The sequence below is a fragment of the Lentzea sp. NPDC058436 genome (assembly GCF_042721515.1).
Taxonomy (GTDB): domain Bacteria; phylum Actinomycetota; class Actinomycetes; order Mycobacteriales; family Pseudonocardiaceae; genus Lentzea.
This window is the reverse complement of record NZ_JBHXLF010000009.1, coordinates 189501-206203: the sequence shown is the minus strand read 5'-3', so window position 1 is coordinate 206203 and position 16703 is coordinate 189501. Positions and strand designations below refer to the sequence as shown.

The window sequence follows — 16703 nt, the reverse complement described above, 5'->3', positions numbered from 1 at the left end:
ACTACTGCGCCGTGACCACAATGAAGGACGTCGCGCTGCACGCCGGCGTCTCCACGGCCACCGTGTCGCGCGTGCTCAACGGCCACTCGGCGCCGACCCCTGAGACGCGGGAGCGAGTGCTCGCCGCGATCGAGGAGCTCGGCTACCGGCCCAACGCACTGGCGCGATCCCTCAGGACCACCAGCACCCAGACCCTCGGTCTGGTCATCAGCGATCTGCTGAACCCGTTCTTCGCCGAGATCGCCCGAGCGGTCGAGGACGAAGCCCGGTCACACGGCTACTGCGTCGTGATCGGGAACGCCGACGAGAGCGCCGAGCAGGAAGCGACCTACGTGCGCACCCTGCTCGACCGCCGGGTGGACGGCCTCCTGCTGTGCCCCGCGACCGACGACCCGAGTCTGGTTCGCGAAGTGAGCGCAGGCGGCGTGCCCGTCGTCCTGCTGGACCGGACGGTCAGGGGCGCCACATGCCCCGTCGTCCGTGCCGACGGCAGCGAGGCGTTGACCGCGCTCGCCCGGCGGCTCGTCGGCGCCGGCCACACCCGCATCGGAGTGATCGCGGGTCCGCCGAACACCTCCACCGGAAGAGAGCGGACCGACGTGCTCACGGGGTCGCTCGGCGGCCTCGCGCAGGTCGTGCACGGCGACTTCCGGCAGGAGAGCGGCAGTCAGGCCGCCGCGAAGCTCCTCGACGGCGGCGCCACCGCGCTCGTCGCGATGGACAACCTGATGGGCCTCGGCGCTCTCGGCGAGATCAAGGCTCGTGGCCTGCAGATCCCGCACGACGTCGCGCTCGCGGTGTTCGACGACCAGCCGTGGTTCCCGCTGCTCGACCCGCCGATCACGGTCATCGCGCAGCCGACCGTCGAGATGGGCAGGGCCGCCGCCCGCAGCCTGCTCGCCCTGATCAACGGCCGGCAGCCCGACGACGTCCGGCTCACCGCGAAGCTCGTGCTGCGCGGCTCGCTCGGGGAGGCCGAGCTGTGAACGCCCTGATCACCGCTCGTGGGATCACCAAGCACTTCGGCGCCACCAAGGCGTTGGACGGCGTCGATCTCGACATCAACGCGGGCGAGGTCCACGTCCTGCTCGGTGAGAACGGCGCCGGCAAGTCCACGCTGGTCAAGGTCCTCGCGGGCATCCACGGCCACGACGCGGGCACGATCGAGGGCCACGCCAGCCTCGCCGTCATCCACCAGGAACTGGCGCTCGTGCCGGAGCTGTCCGTCGCCGAGAACCTGTTCCTGAACCGCCTCCCGCGCAGGTTCGGCCTCGTCGACCGTGCCGAGATGCGCCGCAGGGCACCGGAACTGCTCCGGAAGGTCGGCCTCCAGGTCGACCCGGACGCCAAGGTCCGTGACCTCGGCATCGCCCAGCAGCAGATGATCGAGATCGCCCGCGCGCTCGACAAGGACACCGGCGTGCTGATCCTCGACGAGCCGACCGCGGTCCTCACTGACACCGAGACCGACCGGCTGCTGCGGATCATGGCGCAGTTGCGGGACAACGGCGTCGGGCTCGTCTTCATCACCCACCACCTCGACGAGATCCAGCGGATCGCCGACCGCATCACCGTCCTGCGCGACGGGAGGTCGGTCGGCGTCCTCGGCCCGAAGGCCACCACCCAGCACATGATCGAGCTGATGGTCGGCCGCCCGATCGATGAGCAGTACCCGCGCGCACAACAGCGTCCGGGCCAGCCACTGCTCCACATCCAGGGCTTGACCAGGCGCGGGGCGTTCGAGGACGTCACCATCGAGGTCCACGCTGGCGAGGTCGTCGGCATCGCCGGACTGGTCGGCGCGGGACGCACGGAGGTCGCGCGGGCCGCGTTCGGCGTGGACGGCTACGACCGCGGCACGGTCGCGGTCGACGGAAAACCGTTGCCGCGCCACAACGTCCAGGCGGCGATCAAGGCGGGTCTCGGCCTGGTCCCCGAGGACCGCAAGGGCCAGGGCCTGGTCCTCACCGCGACCGTCGGCCAGAACCTCGAACTCGTCACGCTCGACGACCGCGACCAGACGCGCCTGCACGACATCGCGGGCAAGCTCCGCATCAAGGGCCGCGTCGAGCAGCCGGTCAAGGAGCTCTCCGGCGGCAACCAGCAGAAGGTCGTCATCGGCAAGTGGCTGCTGGCCGATCCGAAGGTGCTGATCCTCGACGAACCGACCAGGGGCGTCGACGTCGGCGCCAAGGTCGAGATCTACGAGCTGATCAACCGCATGACCGCGCAGGGCCGGGCCGTGCTGCTCGTGTCCAGCGACCTGCCCGAGGTGATCGGGATGAGCGACCGAGTCGTCGTCATGGCACACGGCCGCGTGGCCGGTGAGCTGCCCAAGGGCGCGACCCAAGACCAGGTGATGGCACTCGCCGTGCAGGAGATTCCAGCGTGAGCACGATCAGCATTCGCAAGTACGCCAGTGAGAACGGCGCCCTCGCGGGGCTTCTGGTCCTCGCCCTGGTCATCGCACTGATGCAGCCGGCGTTCCTCAACGCGCAGAACCTGCTCAACGTCGGCGTGCAGGCCGCGGTCATCGCGATCATGGCGTTCGGCATGACGTTCGTGGTGGTCGCGGGCGGCATCGACCTGAGCGTCGGCAGCATCGCCGCGCTGGCCGCGATGGTCGGCGCTCTCACCGCAGGACCGGTCGGGCTGCTGGTCGGCGCGTTGTGCGGTCTCGTCAACGGCGCGCTGATCAGCTACGGCAAGTTGCCGCCGTTCATCGCGACGCTGGCCATGCTGAGCGTCGCCCGCGGTCTCACGCTGGTGTTCTCCGAGGGCCAGCCGCACGAGACGGACGAGCTGGTCACGTTCCTCGGCTCGAACCTCGCGCCCAGCGTGCCGTTGCCGCTGCTGCTGATGCTCGCGTTCTTCGGCGTCACCGGCCTGGTCCTCACACGCACCAACCTCGGCCGTCGCATGTACGCGATCGGCGGCAACGAGGAGGCCGCGAAGCTCAGCGGCATCGACGTGCGCCGCAACAAGCTCTGGATCTACGCGCTCTCCGGCCTGTTCGCCGCCGCCGCGGGCCTCGTGCTGGCGGGACGGCTCGGGTCCGCCGGTCCGCAGGCAGCGGCCGGATACGAGCTCGACGCCATCGCCGCTGTCGTCATCGGTGGTGCGTCGTTGTCCGGTGGCGTCGGCCGCGCCACCGGGACGTTGGTCGGCGCACTCGTGCTCGCCGTCCTGCGCAACGGCCTCAACCTGCTGCAGGTGCCGCCGTTCTGGCAGCAGGTCGTCATCGGCGTGGTGATCGCTCTCGCCGCGCTGCTCGACTCACTTCGCCGTCGCTGAGAAAACCCGCAACAGGTAAGGAAGACACCAATGAAGGTGACCCGACGGATCGCGCTGACTCTCGGTGCCGCTGCTCTCGTGGCGACCGGTTGCAGCGGAACTGGGGCGTCCGGAGACATCACCATCGGCCTCGCGGTGTCCACTTTGAACAACCCGTTCTTCGTGGAGCTGCAGCAGGGCGCGCAGGAGATGGCCGACCAGCTCGGCGCCAAGCTGACCGTGGTCGACGCGCAGAACGACGCGACGAACCAGGTCAACCAGGTGCAGACGCTGGTGACGCAGGGCGTCAAGGCGATCATCCTGAACCCGGTCGACTCCAAGCAGTCCGCGCCCGCCGCGAAGGCCGCGGAGACGGCGAACATCCCGCTGATCTCGGTCGACCGCGCCGTCGAGGGCGGCAAGGTCGCCGCCGAGGTCGCGTCCAACAACGTCTCGGGCGGCAGCCTCGCGGCCATCGAGCTCGGCCGCGCCACCTCCGGCGACGTCGCGCACCTCAAGGGCATCCCTGGCGCGTCCGCGTCCCGTGACCGCGGCCAGGGCTTCGAGCAGGGCCTGAACAGCGGCAACATCAAGGTCATCGCCTCGGCCGTCGCGGACTTCGACCGCGCCAAGGGCCTCAACGAGACCACGAACCTGTTGCAGGGCAACCCCGGCCTCAAGGGCATCTTCGCCGAGAACGACGAGATGGCGCTCGGCGCGATCAAGGCCCTCGGCGCCCGTGCCGGCAAGGACGTGCAGGTCGTCGGCTTCGACGGCACCCCGGACGGCCTGAAGGCGATCCAGGACGGCACGCTCGCCGCGACCGTCGCGCAGCAGCCGAAGCTCCTCGGCTCCAAGGCCGTCGAGCAGGCCGTGCACGCGGCCAAGGGCGAGGCCGTTCAGCAGGTCGTGGACGTCGAGGTCAAGGTCATCACCGCGAAGAACGTGGCAGAGTTCGTCAAGTGACACAGACTCTGCTCGTTCTCGGGTCCGCCAACGCCGACCTCGTGGTCGAGGTCGGCAGGCGGCCCGCCGGCGGTGAGACCGTGCTCGGCGGCGACACCGTGGTGCTGCCCGGCGGCAAGGGCGCGAACACCGCCGTCGCCGCCGCTCGCGTCGGTGCCTCCGTCGCGCTGGTCGGCGCCGTCGGTGACGACGGGTACGGCTCGCTGCTGCGTGAGTCCCTGGAGTCGTCCGGCGTCGACACGGCGTTGGTGAAGACCTCCGCGCGTCCCACCGGGATCGCGTACATCACCGTGACGCCGGACGGCGAGAACTCCATCGTCGTCTCGCCCGGCGCGAACTTCGACGTGTCGTCGTCCGACGTGGACGGTCTGTCGTTCGACGGCGCCCAGGTGCTCACGTGCTCACTGGAAGTGCCGCTGGAGACGGTGATCCACGCGATCGGCGCCGCTTCGAAAGCCGGACTGAGCACCGTGCTGAACCTGTCGCCCGTGGCGGAACTGCCTGCGGAAACGTTGCGGCAGCTCACCGTGCTGGTCGTGAACGAGCACGAGGCCGCCCAGCTAGCGCCTGAGTGGAACGACCTCCTCGCGCTCGGCCCCACCTCCGCGATCGTGACGCTCGGCTCGCGCGGTATCGCCGTGGTCGAGCGGTCCGGTGTCGTCGAGGTGCCGGCGGTGGAGGTCGCCGAGGTCGTGGACACCACCGGCGCCGGTGACGCGTTCGCCGGAGCCCTGTCCGCCCGGCTGGCCGACGGCGACGACCTGGTCCAGGCCGCGCGCTACGCCGTGAAGGTCGCCGCGCTGTCCGTCACGAAGGCGGGCGCGCAGCCGTCCTACCCGACCGCCGCCGAGGTCGGCTAGGACCGCACCGCTGCCCGGTCGTCGAACAGGTCCTCGTCCGGCAGCGCGTACCTCTCGGCGTCCGGCGTCCTGCCCGGCAGCGGCCCGTTCGGCATCTCCGGCTGGACGGGCGGGGCGGCGACCTGCGTGAACGGGATTCCGCGCGGTGTCCTGGACTTCCGCGTGGGCATGCCGAACACCACGTCACCCCTGGGGTTGCCGACGACCAGGTTGCGGAACACCACGTTGCGCGGGCTCGACGTGATGCTCATGCCCACACCGAACCCGCCGTCGGGCCGCGCGGGTGCCAGCTCCTCGTCGTTGTCCGACACCAGGTTGCCGGCGACCGTGACGTAGTCCTGCCGTTCGGCGTTCGAGACCAGGCCGACCCGGTTGCCGCTGAACCTGTTGCCCAGCACGAACATCTCGCCGGACGCGTTCGCACCCTCGTAGCCGACGGCGTTGCGTTCGGCGACGTTGCCGCGCACGACGATCTCGCACGGCCGGCAGTGGCCCACGTAGATGCCGGCGGTCGCGCTGCCGCTCGCGTAGCTCTGCTCGATCACGCCGCGCTGCGAGTCGAACGCGTGGATGCCGAACACCGCGTTGTTGCTGGCCGTCACGTACGAGACGCGGAAGTCCCGCTGCGCGGAGATCAGCACGCCGTTGGACGTGTGGTTGCGGACCGTCAGGTTCTGCACGGACACCTCCGGCGCCGCGACCACGATCCCGTTGGCGCGCTCGGTCCTCCCGTCGATGATCACGCTGCCGCGGCGGGTCCCCCTGATCGTCAGACCCCTGGTTTTAACGCGCACGGACTCCTCGTAGACACCGGGGGCGACGAGGATGGTCGCGCCCTCGCGCGCCGCGTCGACAGCCTGTTGGATGGAGCCCAGCTCCGCGGGGACGGTGATCTCGGAGCCGAAGTCCGGTTGTGCCGAAGCGCATCCGGCGATCAGGAGCGCTGCGGTGAGGACGTACGGAAGGCGCACGGCTCGTCACCGTACTGCTCCGAACGGCCTACTCCGCGCGCGGGCGCTCCATTGGTCACACTGAACTGTCCGGGGTGAACGGTCGAAGGGTATGGTCTAGACCATGTCGAGCACGCGGCTCAGCGGTGTCGGTGTCAGCAGCGGCCGGGCAACCGGTCCCGTCGTGAGGGTCGCGGAGGCCCTTCCCGAACCTCCTGCGGGGCCCCGGCCTGCGGACACAGCGGCTGAGGCCGCACGCATCCGTCCGGCCACCGAGGTCGTGGCGCAGCGCCTGATGGAGCGCGCGAAGACGGTCGAGGGCGACGCCCGCGCCGTTCTGGAGACCACGGCGGCGATGGCGGGCGACCCGTCGCTCATCAAGTCCGCCGAGAAGCTCGTCAGCGACCAATCGCTGCCCGCCGCCCGCGCCGTCCACCAGGCCGCCGCGAAGTTCATCTCCGCGCTGCAGGCCGCCGGTGGCTACATGGCCGAACGAGCCCGCGACGTCCAGGACGTTCGCGACCGCGTGGTCGCCGAGCTCCTCGGCCTGGCCGCGCCCGGCGTCCCCGACCTGGCCTCGCCGTCCGTGCTGGTGGCCCGCGACCTCGCGCCCGCCGACACCGCGGGCCTGGACCCGTCGAAGGTCCTCGCCCTGGTCACGGAGGAGGGCGGCCCCACCTCGCACACCGCGATCCTCGCCCGTTCGCTCGGCATCCCGGCCGTGGTCGCGTGCCGCGGCATCCTGGCGTTCGAGGGCACCTCTCTCGACGTCGACGGCGACACCGGCCAGATCCGCGAGTCGGACGGCAAGGTCCGCACGGCGGGCACCGGCAAGAAGGCCGAGTGGAACGGCGTCGGTGTCCTCAAGGACGGCCACCGCGTGAAGGTCCTCGGCAACGTCGGCTCCCCGGCGGACGCGGCAGCAGCGGCGGCCGCGGGTGCGGAAGGCGTCGGCCTGTTCCGCACGGAGTTCTGCTTCCTGGATGCGGCAGAGGAACCGACCGTTGCTGAACAGACTGCTGCTTATGAAGCGGTGCTGGCGCCGTTTGCGGGCAAACCCGTTGTGGTGCGCACCCTCGACGCGGGCGCGGACAAGCCGCTGGCGTTTCTGAACCCGGATCCCGAGCCCAACCCGGCCCTGGGCGTCCGAGGTCTGCGCGTCGCCTTCGACCGCCCCGAGATCCTCGACCGCCAGCTCGAAGCCATCGCCGCCGCGGCCAAGTCCTCCGGCGCCGACGTCTCGGTCATGGCCCCGATGGTCGCCACCGCCGCCGAGGCCGCGTGGTTCGTCGAACGAGCCCGCAAGGCAGGCATCCAGCGCGCCGGCGTCATGGTCGAGGTCCCCTCCGCCGCCCTGTCCGCCCGCGAGATCCTGCAGGTCGTCGACTTCATCTCCATCGGCACCAACGACCTCGCGCAGTACGTCTTCGCCGCAGACCGCCAGCTCGGCGGCGTCGCGGCCCTGAACGACCCGTGGCAGCCGGCGTTGTTGCGCCTCATCGCGCAGGTCGGCGAGGCGGCGACCGCCACCGGCAAGCCCGTCGGTGTCTGCGGCGAGGCGGCCGCCGACCCGTTGCTCGCGTGCGTGCTCATCGGCCTCGGCATCACGTCGTTGTCCATGAACCACACGGCACTCACGGGCGTCGGTGCGAAGCTCGCGAGCACCAGCGTGGACATCTGCCAGCTCGCGGCCCGTGGCGCGCTGGCGGCAGGCGACCCGGCGGCGGCGAAGCTGGCGGCGCGCGCCCCGCACTAGGGGGCATCACTCGATCGTGTGATCAACGCGGGGGCTCGGCCCCCGCGTTGTGGTCGCATGACTCGGTTCATCACCAAGAACGGCAAGGTCATCCCGCTGAACGGCGGGGGCGGCGGCAAGAAGGGCGCCGGCGTCGTGGTGGCGGGAGCGCTGGCGTTGGCCGTGGCCGCGGGCACCGGTGGTGTCTCGACCATCGGCGGTCTCGGCACCGAGGCGGGCTCGGGCGGGTCGTCGTTACGGCTGGGCCCGCGCAAAGCCGAAGGCCAGAAGGCCGCGCGCAAGGGCGACGCCGAGGGTGCGTGGCAGCGCATGGGCATGAAGCAGCTGAGACGCACGACCCGTCAGCAGGCCGAGTGCGTGTCGGTGTCGTTCGGTGAGATCCGCGAGTTCTTCCTGCGCAACCGCTGCGCCTCACTGGACCGGGTGCTGTTCGCGGTGGCCGACGGGTCCGGCAACACGGCGGTGATCTCCGTCGTCTGGGTCGGCCTCGCCTCGGACGGCGACGCCCGCAGGTTCGAGTCGGTCATGACGAGGCACGGCAGCGGCGACGTCCACCCGCTCGGCAGCCACCTGCTCGACCTGGCCGAGATCCGCTTCACCGGCCTGCGCTACGGCAGCGATCGCGACGGCCGGACCGTGACCGTCGCCGAGGCCGAGACGGCGAGCGGCCAAGTCGACCACGACACCCTGGACGCCCTCGCCGAGGTCGCCGCCCACCTCCCCCGCGTCTAACCGATCGCCGTCACCCGGATCTCGATGCGCATCTTCGGGTGCCCCAGAGCCGTGACCCCGCTCTCGGTCCAGATCGGCGCCCGCTCACCCATCCGCTTGCGGAACTGCTCCACCATCACGCGGTTGTGGTCGTCGAACGTGTCGCCGCCGAGCACGTGGTACGAGTTCACGTGCACCACGTCGGCCCACGACGACCCCGCCGTCGCGAGGGTCCGCTCGACGTTGTCGAACGCGCGCACGATCTCGTCTTCGAGCGCCGAGGGGAACTCGAACTCGTCGCTCCACCCGCCCTGACCCGAGATCTCGACCCGGTCGCCGATGCGGACGGCCTGGCTGTAGCGCATGTTCTCCAGCTGCGTCTCGCCGTATCCGGGGGTGGCGAAGAACTCCGGCTTGCTCACGATTGCCTCCAATGACTTCACGCTTGAAGTCAACCGTACATGACTTCAAGCGTGAAGTCATGCGGGGCGCAGCTCGTCGAGAACGGCCCTGATCAACGGGTGGTCCTCGGAGCCGGGCCGCACCGCCGCCACGACCCGCCGCAACGGCGCCACCCCCGCCACGGCCCGCCGCACGGCCTTCACCCCGCCGACGGCGTTGCGAGGAGCCAACGCCACCCCGGCACCAGCCGCGACCAGTGCCTCGATGGCGCGGAAGTCGTCGGACGTGTGCCGGATGCGCGGCGTGAACCCGGCCTGCGCGCACGCCATCTCCACGACGTCCCGCAAAGGGTTGCCGGGCAGCGTCACGACCCAGTCCTCATCGGCCAGCGAGGCAAGGTCCACGGGGCCCGAACCAGAACGCCCCGGCGGCAGCACGACGTCGAAAGGCTCGGTGTACAGCGGAAACCGCGTGAAGCGCTCGGTGGTCCGGTGCTCCTCGGTGATCGCCACGTCGATCTCGCCGTCAAGCAGCAGCCGCACGCTCTCGTGCCCCTCGGCGTCGCGCACGGACAGTTCGATCGACCGTTCCTTCAACGCCGCCAACGCCGGCGCGACCACCTGCGTGATCGCCGACGCGAACGCCGCCACGGCCACGCGGCCCGCGACGCCCGTCGCCAGACCGTCCAAAGTGGCCTGTGCGCGTTCCAGTTCCGCGGCGACGGCGTGGGCGTGCGCGACGAGCAACGAGCCTGCCGGGGTCAGCGACACGCGGCGGCCCTTGCGCAGCAGCAACGGGTGTCCTGCCTCGGACTCCAGTGCCGCGAGCTGCTGCGACACCGCCGACGGCGTGAGGTGCAGCGCGGCGGCCGCGGCCGTCACCGTGCCGTGGTCGGCCAACGCGCGCAGCACGCGGAGCCGTCGTGGATCGATCACCGCTCAATGATGGGGGATTCCACCGGACCGTTCACGGGGACGCCCAGCGGCAGGATCGGCTCGATGTTCGTCCCCTCCAGCAGGAGGTACTGCTCCTCCGAGATCGCCGTGTTCGCGGACAGGCCGTGCTGGGACGTGGTGAGGACGTTCTGCCTCAGGATCGGCTTGCCGGTGCCGGGGTTGATGACGAACCGGGTCTCGACGCCGCTGAACTGGAACTGCGGCGGCGCGGGAATCGCCACCCCGACGCCCTCGCCCTCGTTGCGCAGGCGCACGTGGTCGAGGTACCGCACCCCGTCGAGCGACCTGAGCAGCTCGAACGCTCCCCGCCGCTGGTCGTCGCGCACGTTCGAGAGCATCACCGCCATGACGAGGTCCGCGAGCTCGTAGGTGCTCTTGTCCTCGGGCATCAGCTTCGCCTTCATCCCCGCCGGATCCGCGGGCAGGTCGTCGAACGACTCCAGCCGCTCCCAGTACATGGACGTCAGCGACAGCCCGGTCACGTAGGACTCCTGCACCGCCGGCTCCATCGCACCGACGCGCACCGACCGGCTGCCACCGAGCTGGGGAACGACCTCCGGCCGGCCCGCGGCCTCCCACGCGGCGTCGTCGTCCCGCGAGTACGGCTCGACCAGACCGTCCTTCTGCACCACCGCGATCTCGCGCTTCCCGGCCTGCCACTGGTCGGTCTTGGAGTCGAACCGCACGACATAAGGCTTCGACGGCTCCCCGACCACCATCAACGACGACTGCTGCCGCAACACCCGCCACCACTGAGTGGGCGCCGCAGGCTGCACGGGCTGAGAAGGCGGAGGCAGCGCCACGACCACAAGAGCAATCACGGCAGCAACGACAGTCAACGGAGCAAACCGCCGCACGAACTGCTTCCGCACCGGCCTCTCCCGCGGCAACGCGACGATGCGCGCGAGATCGCGTTCCATCCGCTCGGCGTCGACCTCGGGAACAGGCGGCCTGGCCTGGGCAAGGTCCTTCAGGACGTCTTCCATGACTCCCTCGCACTGTCGAATTTCGGAGTCCAGAGAGCGGCCTGCAACCGCCGCCGAGCCCGGTGCAGCCGCACGAAGAACGTCGCCGTCGTGCACCCGAGCACCTGCGCCGCCTCGGCGGCCGCCAGCCCGTGCCAGGCGATGAGCGTCAGAACTTCCTGGTCACCCTCGGACAGACTCGACAACGCCGCCCGCAGCTCGATCACCGCGAAGTCGTCGTCGGCAGGGAAGTCCGTGAGCTCGTAGTGCGTCGTCTGGCGGTGAGCGGCGCGCACCAGGTTGCGGGCGATGCCGAGCAGCCACGGCAGCGCGTTCGACGGCATCTGGGCCGACTTGCGCCAGGCGATCGTGAAGGTCTCGCTCGTGATGTCCTCGGCGAGGCGCGGCCCCGCGTGGCTCGCGGCATAGGCGAGCACCCGCGGGTAGCACTCGCGGTAGACGGCCGGGAAGTCCTCCACGGTGGGTAGTGCTGCGACCGCGCCGATTCTTACCGCGGAGTGATGCGGGTCACATCTCGGAGGAACGCCGACCAGGCCGTGGCCGACACGGGCAGGTGGGTGGCGGGCGCCTTGCTGTCCCGGATGCCGATGCCGTGTCCGACCTCAACGCAGTCGCTGGAGTTCGGGCTGTAGGAGCTCTTGCGCCAGGTCGACATGCGGAACGTCTCCTCAGATCAGGAAGTCTGTGATCAGCTCCTTCGATTCTTCCGGATTCAGAGCTTGATCGTCGAGCCGCTTCACGACGGAGGCGTAGACGGCGAGCGAGGCCGCGTCTTCGAGGAAGAGACCGGAGTTCTCGCCTTCGAGGAAGACCACCGGCTCGAACTTCTCGTAACCGAGCCGGATGAACGACCCCGAAACACCCGCGTGCGCGCCGATCGCGGCCGGCACGATTCGCATGGTGATGTAGGAGCGCTGCGCCATCACCAACAGGTGGATGTATTGATCCTTCATAACTTCCGGCCCGCCCACGGGGAGGCGGAGAGCGAATTCGTGGATGTAGAAGACGAACGTGCGGCTCCAGTGGAAGAGCTTGTGGCGTTCGAGCTTCGCGGCGATGACTTCCTCGTAGTCGACCGCCTCGGGGTGCACCACCCCGTCGATGGCCGCCCGCATGTAGTCGGTGGTCTGGAGGTGACCCGGGATGAGGAGCGACGACCAGACGGTGATCTCGTTGGCCAGGCGTTCCTGTTCGAGGAGAGCCGGCACCCGATCGTCGGGGAACTTGAGGTACCCGCGCACCCGAGTCTCGTGGAACAGCACGAGCAGGTCCCGGATCACGTCCGGCTTGACGTGGCAGTAGCTGAGCAACTGCATCACTTCGACCTCGGTCACGCCGCCCTTGCCGCGGACCAGGTCGGAGAGCTTGGCTTCGTCCCAGCCGAGTTCTTCCGCGAGTTTGCGATGGGTCAGGCCGGTCTGTCCGATGACCTGGCGAACGGCGTCACCGAACTCGCGGCCGACCACACTGGACTTTCGTCGTGGCATGTCGACGAAAGTAGAAGCACAGCCTGTACCGGCTCCATTGTTTCCTTCCGAATGTGCCCGAAGGAAGTAGTTCTTGGAGCCGGTACAAGTCCTACCTTTACATCTTCTCCCGCGCGGCGATAAACGCGTCGACAGCGCGGTTAACGTCCTCGGTCGTGTGTGAAGCGGACATCTGCGTGCGGATACGGGCCTTGCCGTGAGGTACCACGGGGTACGAGAAGCCGATCACGTAAATGCCCTGCTCCAGCAACAGGTCCGCGAGCTTCGCCGCCTCCGCCGCGTCGCCGATCATCACGGGGATGATCGGGTGCTCGCCGGGCAGCAGGTCGAAGCCCGCCTCGGTCATCCGCCGGCGGAACAGCTCGGTGTTCGACCGCAGCTGGGTGAGCAGCTCGGACGAGTTCGACAGCATGTCCAGCGTGGCGATGGCGGCCGCGGTGATCGACGGCGCCAGGGAGTTCGAGAAGAGGTACGGGCGCGAGCGCTGGCGGAGCAGTTCGATGATCTCCGCGCGACCGGACGTGTAACCGCCCGACGCGCCGCCCAGCGCCTTGCCCAACGTGCCGGTGACGATGTCGACGCGGTCCTGCACGCCGAACAGTTCCGGGGTGCCGCGGCCGGTCGGGCCGGTGAAGCCGACGGCGTGCGAGTCGTCGACCATGACCAGGGCGTTGTAGCGCTCGGCCAGGTCGCAGATCTCGTCCAGCGGCGCGAGGTAGCCGTCCATCGAGAAGACGCCGTCGGTCGCGATCAGGCGGTAGCGGGCGTCGGAGGCGTCCTTGAGCTGGCGCTCCAGGTCGTCCATGTCGCGGTTCTTGTAGCGGAACCGGCGAGCTTTGGACAGGCGCACGCCGTCGATGATCGAGGCGTGGTTCAGCTCGTCGGAGATGATCGCGTCCTCGGCGCCGAGGAGCGTCTCGAACAGGCCGCCGTTCGCGTCGAAGCACGAGCTGTAGAGGATCGTGTCGTCGGTGCCGAGGAACTCGCTGAGCTTGCGCTCCAGTTCCTTGTGCGGCTCCTGGGTGCCGCAGATGAACCGCACCGAGGCCATGCCGAAGCCCCAGTCGTCCAGCGCCTTCTTGGCGGCTTCGATCAACGTCGGGTGGTCGGCGAGACCGAGGTAGTTGTTGGCGCAGAAGTTCAGCACCTCGTCGCCGGAACCGACGCGGACGGCGGCGTTCTGCGGGGTGGCGATGACGCGTTCGGACTTGTAGAGCCCTGCCTCCCGGATCTCCCCGATCGTCTTGACCAGGTCGTTCTTCAGCTCGCCGTACATCAGGCTCCCGTCCAGTCGAGGATGACCTTGCCGCACTTGCCTTCGCGCGCGGTCGCGAACGCTTCCGCGTGCTGCGTGTGGTCGTACCGGTGGGTGATCACCGGCGCGAGGTCGAGGCCGCGCTGCAGCAGCACGGTCATCGAGTACCAGGTCTCGAACATCTCGCGGCCGTAGATCCCCTTGATGTGCAGCATCTTCAGCACGACGCTGCTCCAGTCGACGGAGAACTCGTCCGCGGGCAGTCCGAGCATCGCGATGCGGCCGCCGTGGGCCATGTTCGCGATCATGTCGCGCATCGCGACGGGCTTGCCGGACATCTCCATGCCGACGTCGAAGCCCTCGGCCATGCCGAGCTCGGCCTGCGCGTCCGCGATGGTCTTCTCGGAGACGTTCACCGCGAGGTCGACGCCGACCTTGCGGGCCAGGTCGAGGCGGTGCTCGGAGATGTCGGTGATCACGACGTTGCGCGCGCCCGCGTGCTTCGCGACGGCGGCGGCCATGATGCCGATCGGGCCGGCGCCCGTGATGATCACGTCCTCGCCGATGACGGGGAAGCTCAGCGCGGTGTGCACGGCGTTGCCGAACGGGTCGAAGATCGCGGCCACGTCCAGGTCGACGGGCGTGCGGTGCACCCAGGCGTTCTGCTCGGGCAGCACGACGTACTGCGCGAACGCGCCGTTGGAGTGCACACCCAGACCGCGCGTGTTGGCGCAGAGGTGGCGGCGGCCGGCCTTGCAGTTGCGGCAGGTCCCGCAGACGAGGTGGCCCTCGCCGCTGACCAGGTCGCCGACCTTCACACCGGTCACCGACGCGCCGATCTCGACGACCTCGCCGACGAACTCGTGGCCGAGGACCAGCGGTGCCTTGATGTTGGTCGCGGCCCAGTCGTCCCACGAGTCGATGTGCAGATCGGTGCCGCAGATGCCGGTGCGCAACACCTTGACCAGCACGTCCGCGGGACCCGGGGTGGGGTCGGGGACGTCGGTCAGTTCGAGTCCAGGCCCAGCGGCGACCTTGACGAGAGCCTTCATGCGGGAAGTCTCACCCTTTGCTGCTTGTGCAGTCCATCAGGACTTTCTGAAGTTGTTGTGCAGCTCAGCTTCATTGGCGATGTTGCGCACCATGCCGCCGAACACGATGCCGTGAAACGGCCAGACGGCCGCCCAGTAAGCGTGTCCGGCGAGCCCTTTGGGCACGAACACGGCGCGTTGGCGGTAAGTGGACCCGTGTCCCTCGTCGGCCGCCACTCGAAGCTCCAGCCACGCCTTGCCGGGCACCTTCATCTCGGCCCGCAACCGCAACAACGACCCGCGCTCGATCTCCTCGACGCGCCACCAGTCGAGCGCCTCACCGACGTTCAACCGGTGCGGGTCCCGCCGGCCGCGCCGCAGCCCGACCCCTCCCGCGAGCCGGTCCATCCACCCGCGCACGGCCCAGGCCAGCGGGAACGAGTACCAACCCCGTTCGCCGCCGATGCCCTCGACGACCTCCCAGAGCCGTTCGGGACTGGCGGTCGTGCGCCGCTCGCGTTCGTCGACGTAGGCCGAACCACCGGACCAGTCGGGGTCGCTGGGCAGCGGCTCACTCGGCGCCCCCGGCAGCGAAGCGCCCGACCAGCGCGTCTCGACGTCGGCGTCGCGGATCTTGTCGAGGGCGAGCGCCACGGCCTTGTCGTAGCCGATGTTCTCGCCGGGCAACACCTCGCGGATGTCGTTCTCCCGGCACACCACCTCGTGCACCAGCGACTCGATCAACGGCTGCGCGATCGACTTCGGCACCGGCGTCACGACGTTGACCCAGTGCGACGACAACCGCGGCGTCAGGAACGGCACGGGCAGCACGCGGCGCTTGGGCAGCCCGGCGACCTCGGCGTACCGGAACATCATCTGCAGGTAGGTCAGCACGTCAGGCCCGCCGATGTCGAACGTGCGGTTCTGGCCTTCGAGCGTCGTCGCGCCGACCAGGTACCGCAGCACGTCCCGCACGGCGATCGGCTGGATCCGGTTGTGCACCCACCGCGGCGTGACCATGACCGGCAGCCGTTCGGTGAGGTAACGCAGCATCTCGAAGCTCGCCGACCCCGACCCGATGATCACCGCCGCCTGCAGCACGACGGCCTCGGGCTTCGCGCGCAGGAAGACCTCGCCGACCTCCGTGCGAGAGGCCAGGTGCGGCGACAGCTCCGTGCCCTCGGGATGCAGTCCGCCCAGGTAGACGATCCGCTTCACGCCCGCGCGTTCGGCGGCGTAGGCCAGGTTCTGGGCGGCCTTGCGGTCGGCGTCGGCGAAGTCCTTCGACTGCAGCGAGTGCACCAGGTAGTGCACGACCTCGACGTCCCGCATGGCCTCGTCGAGGTCGCCGAACACGTCTCCGCGCACGATCTCGACGTCAGCGGCCCACGGGACGTCGCGCAGCTTCTCCGGTGAACGCACGAGGCAGCGGACCTCGTGCCCTTCGGCCAGCAGCCTGGGCACGAGCCGTCCGCCGAGGTACCCGGTCGCGCCGGTCACGAGGCATCGCATGCCTCGATCCTGCGGGTTCGCAGGTGGTCGCGCAGATCAGCGCTTGCTGCGCTTGACCACCACGGTCCCCCCGCGCACCACGCCCTTGAGCTGGAAGTGCGGGCTCCCGGCCGTGTTGCGGACCTTGTCCTTCACCTCACCGGCGGTGATCTCGACGGCGTCGAAGTTGAGCGACGCCCCCGCCGGCAGCAGCATCTTCACGGTGCCCAGCGACACGTCCAGGTCGACGTTGACCACGGGCGGCACCTCGGCGGCGGTGAAGTCGAGGTTCGTGGTGCCGAGGGTGTTGCGGATGACGAGCTCGTTCGGCACGACCCAGTGGCCCTTGCGGGTCGTGGTGCTCATCGTGTTCTTCAGCTCGGTGCGCTCGCGGGCCAGCTCGTTGTTGACCATGCCGGGCAGGTCGATCAACACGGCGTTCAAGTCTGCCCTGGTCTTCGCGGCGAGGGCGGTGTCCGTGCGGACGGTGAACTCGTCCAGCGTGATCATGCCGCGGCCCACGGCCTTGTTCAGCAGGCTGACGACGTGCTCACGTTCCGCGTCGGACACGCGTAAGTC

The 16703-nt window shown here is 69.5% G+C and carries 18 protein-coding genes; 7 read left to right on the top strand and 11 right to left on the bottom strand.

The features are described 5' to 3' along the window. The first annotated feature begins 20 nt into the window (after positions 1 to 20). From ACFWN2_RS28960 to ACFWN2_RS28940, 5 genes are read left to right on the top strand one after another with little or no spacing between them, the layout of a single operon-like run. The gene (locus tag ACFWN2_RS28960) at positions 21 to 986 is read left to right on the top strand and encodes a LacI family DNA-binding transcriptional regulator (protein WP_382432792.1); all 966 of its coding nucleotides are present in this window, start codon (positions 21 to 23) and stop codon (positions 984 to 986) included. After that, positions 983 to 2392, top strand: coding sequence for a sugar ABC transporter ATP-binding protein (locus ACFWN2_RS28955; protein WP_382432656.1), 1410 nt, complete (start codon positions 983 to 985; stop codon positions 2390 to 2392). Before ACFWN2_RS28960 ends, ACFWN2_RS28955 begins: the two co-directional genes overlap by 4 nt. Beyond that, positions 2389 to 3294, top strand: coding sequence for an ABC transporter permease (locus tag ACFWN2_RS28950; protein ID WP_382432654.1), 906 nt, complete (start codon positions 2389 to 2391; stop codon positions 3292 to 3294). Before ACFWN2_RS28955 ends, ACFWN2_RS28950 begins: the two co-directional genes overlap by 4 nt. Before the next feature lie 30 nt (positions 3295 to 3324). Continuing rightward, a complete protein-coding gene (locus ACFWN2_RS28945; RefSeq protein WP_382432652.1) occupies positions 3325 to 4239 on the top strand; it encodes a substrate-binding domain-containing protein in 915 nt (304 codons plus the stop codon). Next, complete coding sequence (locus ACFWN2_RS28940) at positions 4236 to 5099, top strand: ribokinase (RefSeq protein ID WP_382432650.1); 864 nt, start codon at positions 4236 to 4238, stop codon at positions 5097 to 5099. Before ACFWN2_RS28945 ends, ACFWN2_RS28940 begins: the two co-directional genes overlap by 4 nt. Here ACFWN2_RS28940 and ACFWN2_RS28935 read toward each other — a convergent pair. Continuing rightward, positions 5096 to 6070 (bottom strand): nitrous oxide reductase family maturation protein NosD, encoded by a 975-nt coding sequence (locus ACFWN2_RS28935; protein WP_382432648.1) that lies wholly within the window; start codon positions 6068 to 6070, stop codon positions 5096 to 5098. The genes ACFWN2_RS28940 and ACFWN2_RS28935 overlap by 4 nt on opposite strands. Before the next feature lie 103 nt (positions 6071 to 6173). Between ACFWN2_RS28935 and ptsP the strand changes: the two genes are divergently transcribed. Together ptsP and ACFWN2_RS28925 are read left to right on the top strand one after the other, a co-directional pair. Then, positions 6174 to 7805 (top strand): phosphoenolpyruvate--protein phosphotransferase, encoded by a 1632-nt coding sequence (gene ptsP / locus ACFWN2_RS28930; RefSeq protein WP_382432646.1) that lies wholly within the window; start codon positions 6174 to 6176, stop codon positions 7803 to 7805. Between the two features lie 57 nt (positions 7806 to 7862). Next, entirely contained in the window at positions 7863 to 8537 is a 675-nt protein-coding gene (locus ACFWN2_RS28925; RefSeq protein WP_382432644.1) for a hypothetical protein, read from the top strand. On the opposite strand, the gene ACFWN2_RS28920 is transcribed toward ACFWN2_RS28925, so the two are convergent. The 10 genes from ACFWN2_RS28920 to ACFWN2_RS28875 form a co-directional block, all read right to left on the bottom strand. Then, complete coding sequence (locus tag ACFWN2_RS28920) at positions 8534 to 8938, bottom strand: Rid family hydrolase (protein ID WP_382432642.1); 405 nt, start codon at positions 8936 to 8938, stop codon at positions 8534 to 8536. The genes ACFWN2_RS28925 and ACFWN2_RS28920 overlap by 4 nt on opposite strands. Positions 8939 to 8995: 57 nt before the next feature. After that, entirely contained in the window at positions 8996 to 9853 is an 858-nt protein-coding gene (locus ACFWN2_RS28915; protein ID WP_382432640.1) for a LysR family transcriptional regulator, read from the bottom strand. Further along, positions 9850 to 10860, bottom strand: coding sequence for a hypothetical protein (locus tag ACFWN2_RS28910; protein WP_382432638.1), 1011 nt, complete (start codon positions 10858 to 10860; stop codon positions 9850 to 9852). The genes ACFWN2_RS28915 and ACFWN2_RS28910 overlap by 4 nt, the downstream gene beginning before the upstream one ends. Next, positions 10845 to 11318: an RNA polymerase sigma factor gene (locus ACFWN2_RS28905; protein ID WP_382432636.1), complete on the bottom strand. Its 474-nt coding sequence runs from the start codon at positions 11316 to 11318 to the stop codon at positions 10845 to 10847. The genes ACFWN2_RS28910 and ACFWN2_RS28905 overlap by 16 nt, the downstream gene beginning before the upstream one ends. A gap of 29 nt (positions 11319 to 11347) precedes the next feature. Next, complete coding sequence (locus tag ACFWN2_RS28900; RefSeq protein WP_382432634.1) at positions 11348 to 11515, bottom strand: DUF397 domain-containing protein; 168 nt, start codon at positions 11513 to 11515, stop codon at positions 11348 to 11350. Positions 11516 to 11528: 13 nt separating this feature from the next. Beyond that, entirely contained in the window at positions 11529 to 12347 is an 819-nt protein-coding gene (locus ACFWN2_RS28895) for a helix-turn-helix domain-containing protein (protein ID WP_382432632.1), read from the bottom strand. A 97-nt stretch (positions 12348 to 12444) separates the two neighbouring features. Beyond that, entirely contained in the window at positions 12445 to 13623 is a 1179-nt protein-coding gene (locus ACFWN2_RS28890; protein WP_382432630.1) for a glycine C-acetyltransferase, read from the bottom strand. Further along, entirely contained in the window at positions 13623 to 14654 is a 1032-nt protein-coding gene (gene tdh / locus ACFWN2_RS28885; RefSeq protein ID WP_382432628.1) for an L-threonine 3-dehydrogenase, read from the bottom strand. The genes ACFWN2_RS28890 and tdh overlap by 1 nt, the downstream gene beginning before the upstream one ends. Positions 14655 to 14690: 36 nt before the next feature. Further along, complete coding sequence (locus ACFWN2_RS28880) at positions 14691 to 16145, bottom strand: SDR family oxidoreductase (RefSeq protein WP_382432626.1); 1455 nt, start codon at positions 16143 to 16145, stop codon at positions 14691 to 14693. A gap of 36 nt (positions 16146 to 16181) precedes the next feature. Next, positions 16182 to 16694 (bottom strand): DUF1707 domain-containing protein, encoded by a 513-nt coding sequence (locus tag ACFWN2_RS28875; protein ID WP_382432624.1) that lies wholly within the window; start codon positions 16692 to 16694, stop codon positions 16182 to 16184. Positions 16695 to 16703: the final 9 nt, after the last annotated feature.

Excerpts from the sequence above, each read along its gene's own strand:
- ACFWN2_RS28960 (WP_382432792.1), top strand. The coding sequence starts at position 21 with ATGAAGGACGTCGCGCTGCACGCCGGCGTCTCCACGGCCACCGTGTCG.
- ACFWN2_RS28945 (WP_382432652.1), top strand. The coding sequence starts at position 3,325 with ATGAAGGTGACCCGACGGATCGCGCTGACTCTCGGTGCCGCTGCTCTC.
- ptsP (WP_382432646.1), top strand. The coding sequence starts at position 6,174 with ATGTCGAGCACGCGGCTCAGCGGTGTCGGTGTCAGCAGCGGCCGGGCA.
- ACFWN2_RS28925 (WP_382432644.1), top strand. The coding sequence starts at position 7,863 with ATGACTCGGTTCATCACCAAGAACGGCAAGGTCATCCCGCTGAACGGC.
- ACFWN2_RS28910 (WP_382432638.1), bottom strand. The coding sequence starts at position 10,860 with ATGGAAGACGTCCTGAAGGACCTTGCCCAGGCCAGGCCGCCTGTTCCC.
- ACFWN2_RS28900 (WP_382432634.1), bottom strand. The coding sequence starts at position 11,515 with ATGTCGACCTGGCGCAAGAGCTCCTACAGCCCGAACTCCAGCGACTGC.
- ACFWN2_RS28895 (WP_382432632.1), bottom strand. The coding sequence starts at position 12,347 with ATGCCACGACGAAAGTCCAGTGTGGTCGGCCGCGAGTTCGGTGACGCC.
- ACFWN2_RS28890 (WP_382432630.1), bottom strand. The coding sequence starts at position 13,623 with ATGTACGGCGAGCTGAAGAACGACCTGGTCAAGACGATCGGGGAGATC.
- tdh (WP_382432628.1), bottom strand. The coding sequence starts at position 14,654 with ATGAAGGCTCTCGTCAAGGTCGCCGCTGGGCCTGGACTCGAACTGACC.
- ACFWN2_RS28880 (WP_382432626.1), bottom strand. The coding sequence starts at position 16,145 with ATGCGATGCCTCGTGACCGGCGCGACCGGGTACCTCGGCGGACGGCTC.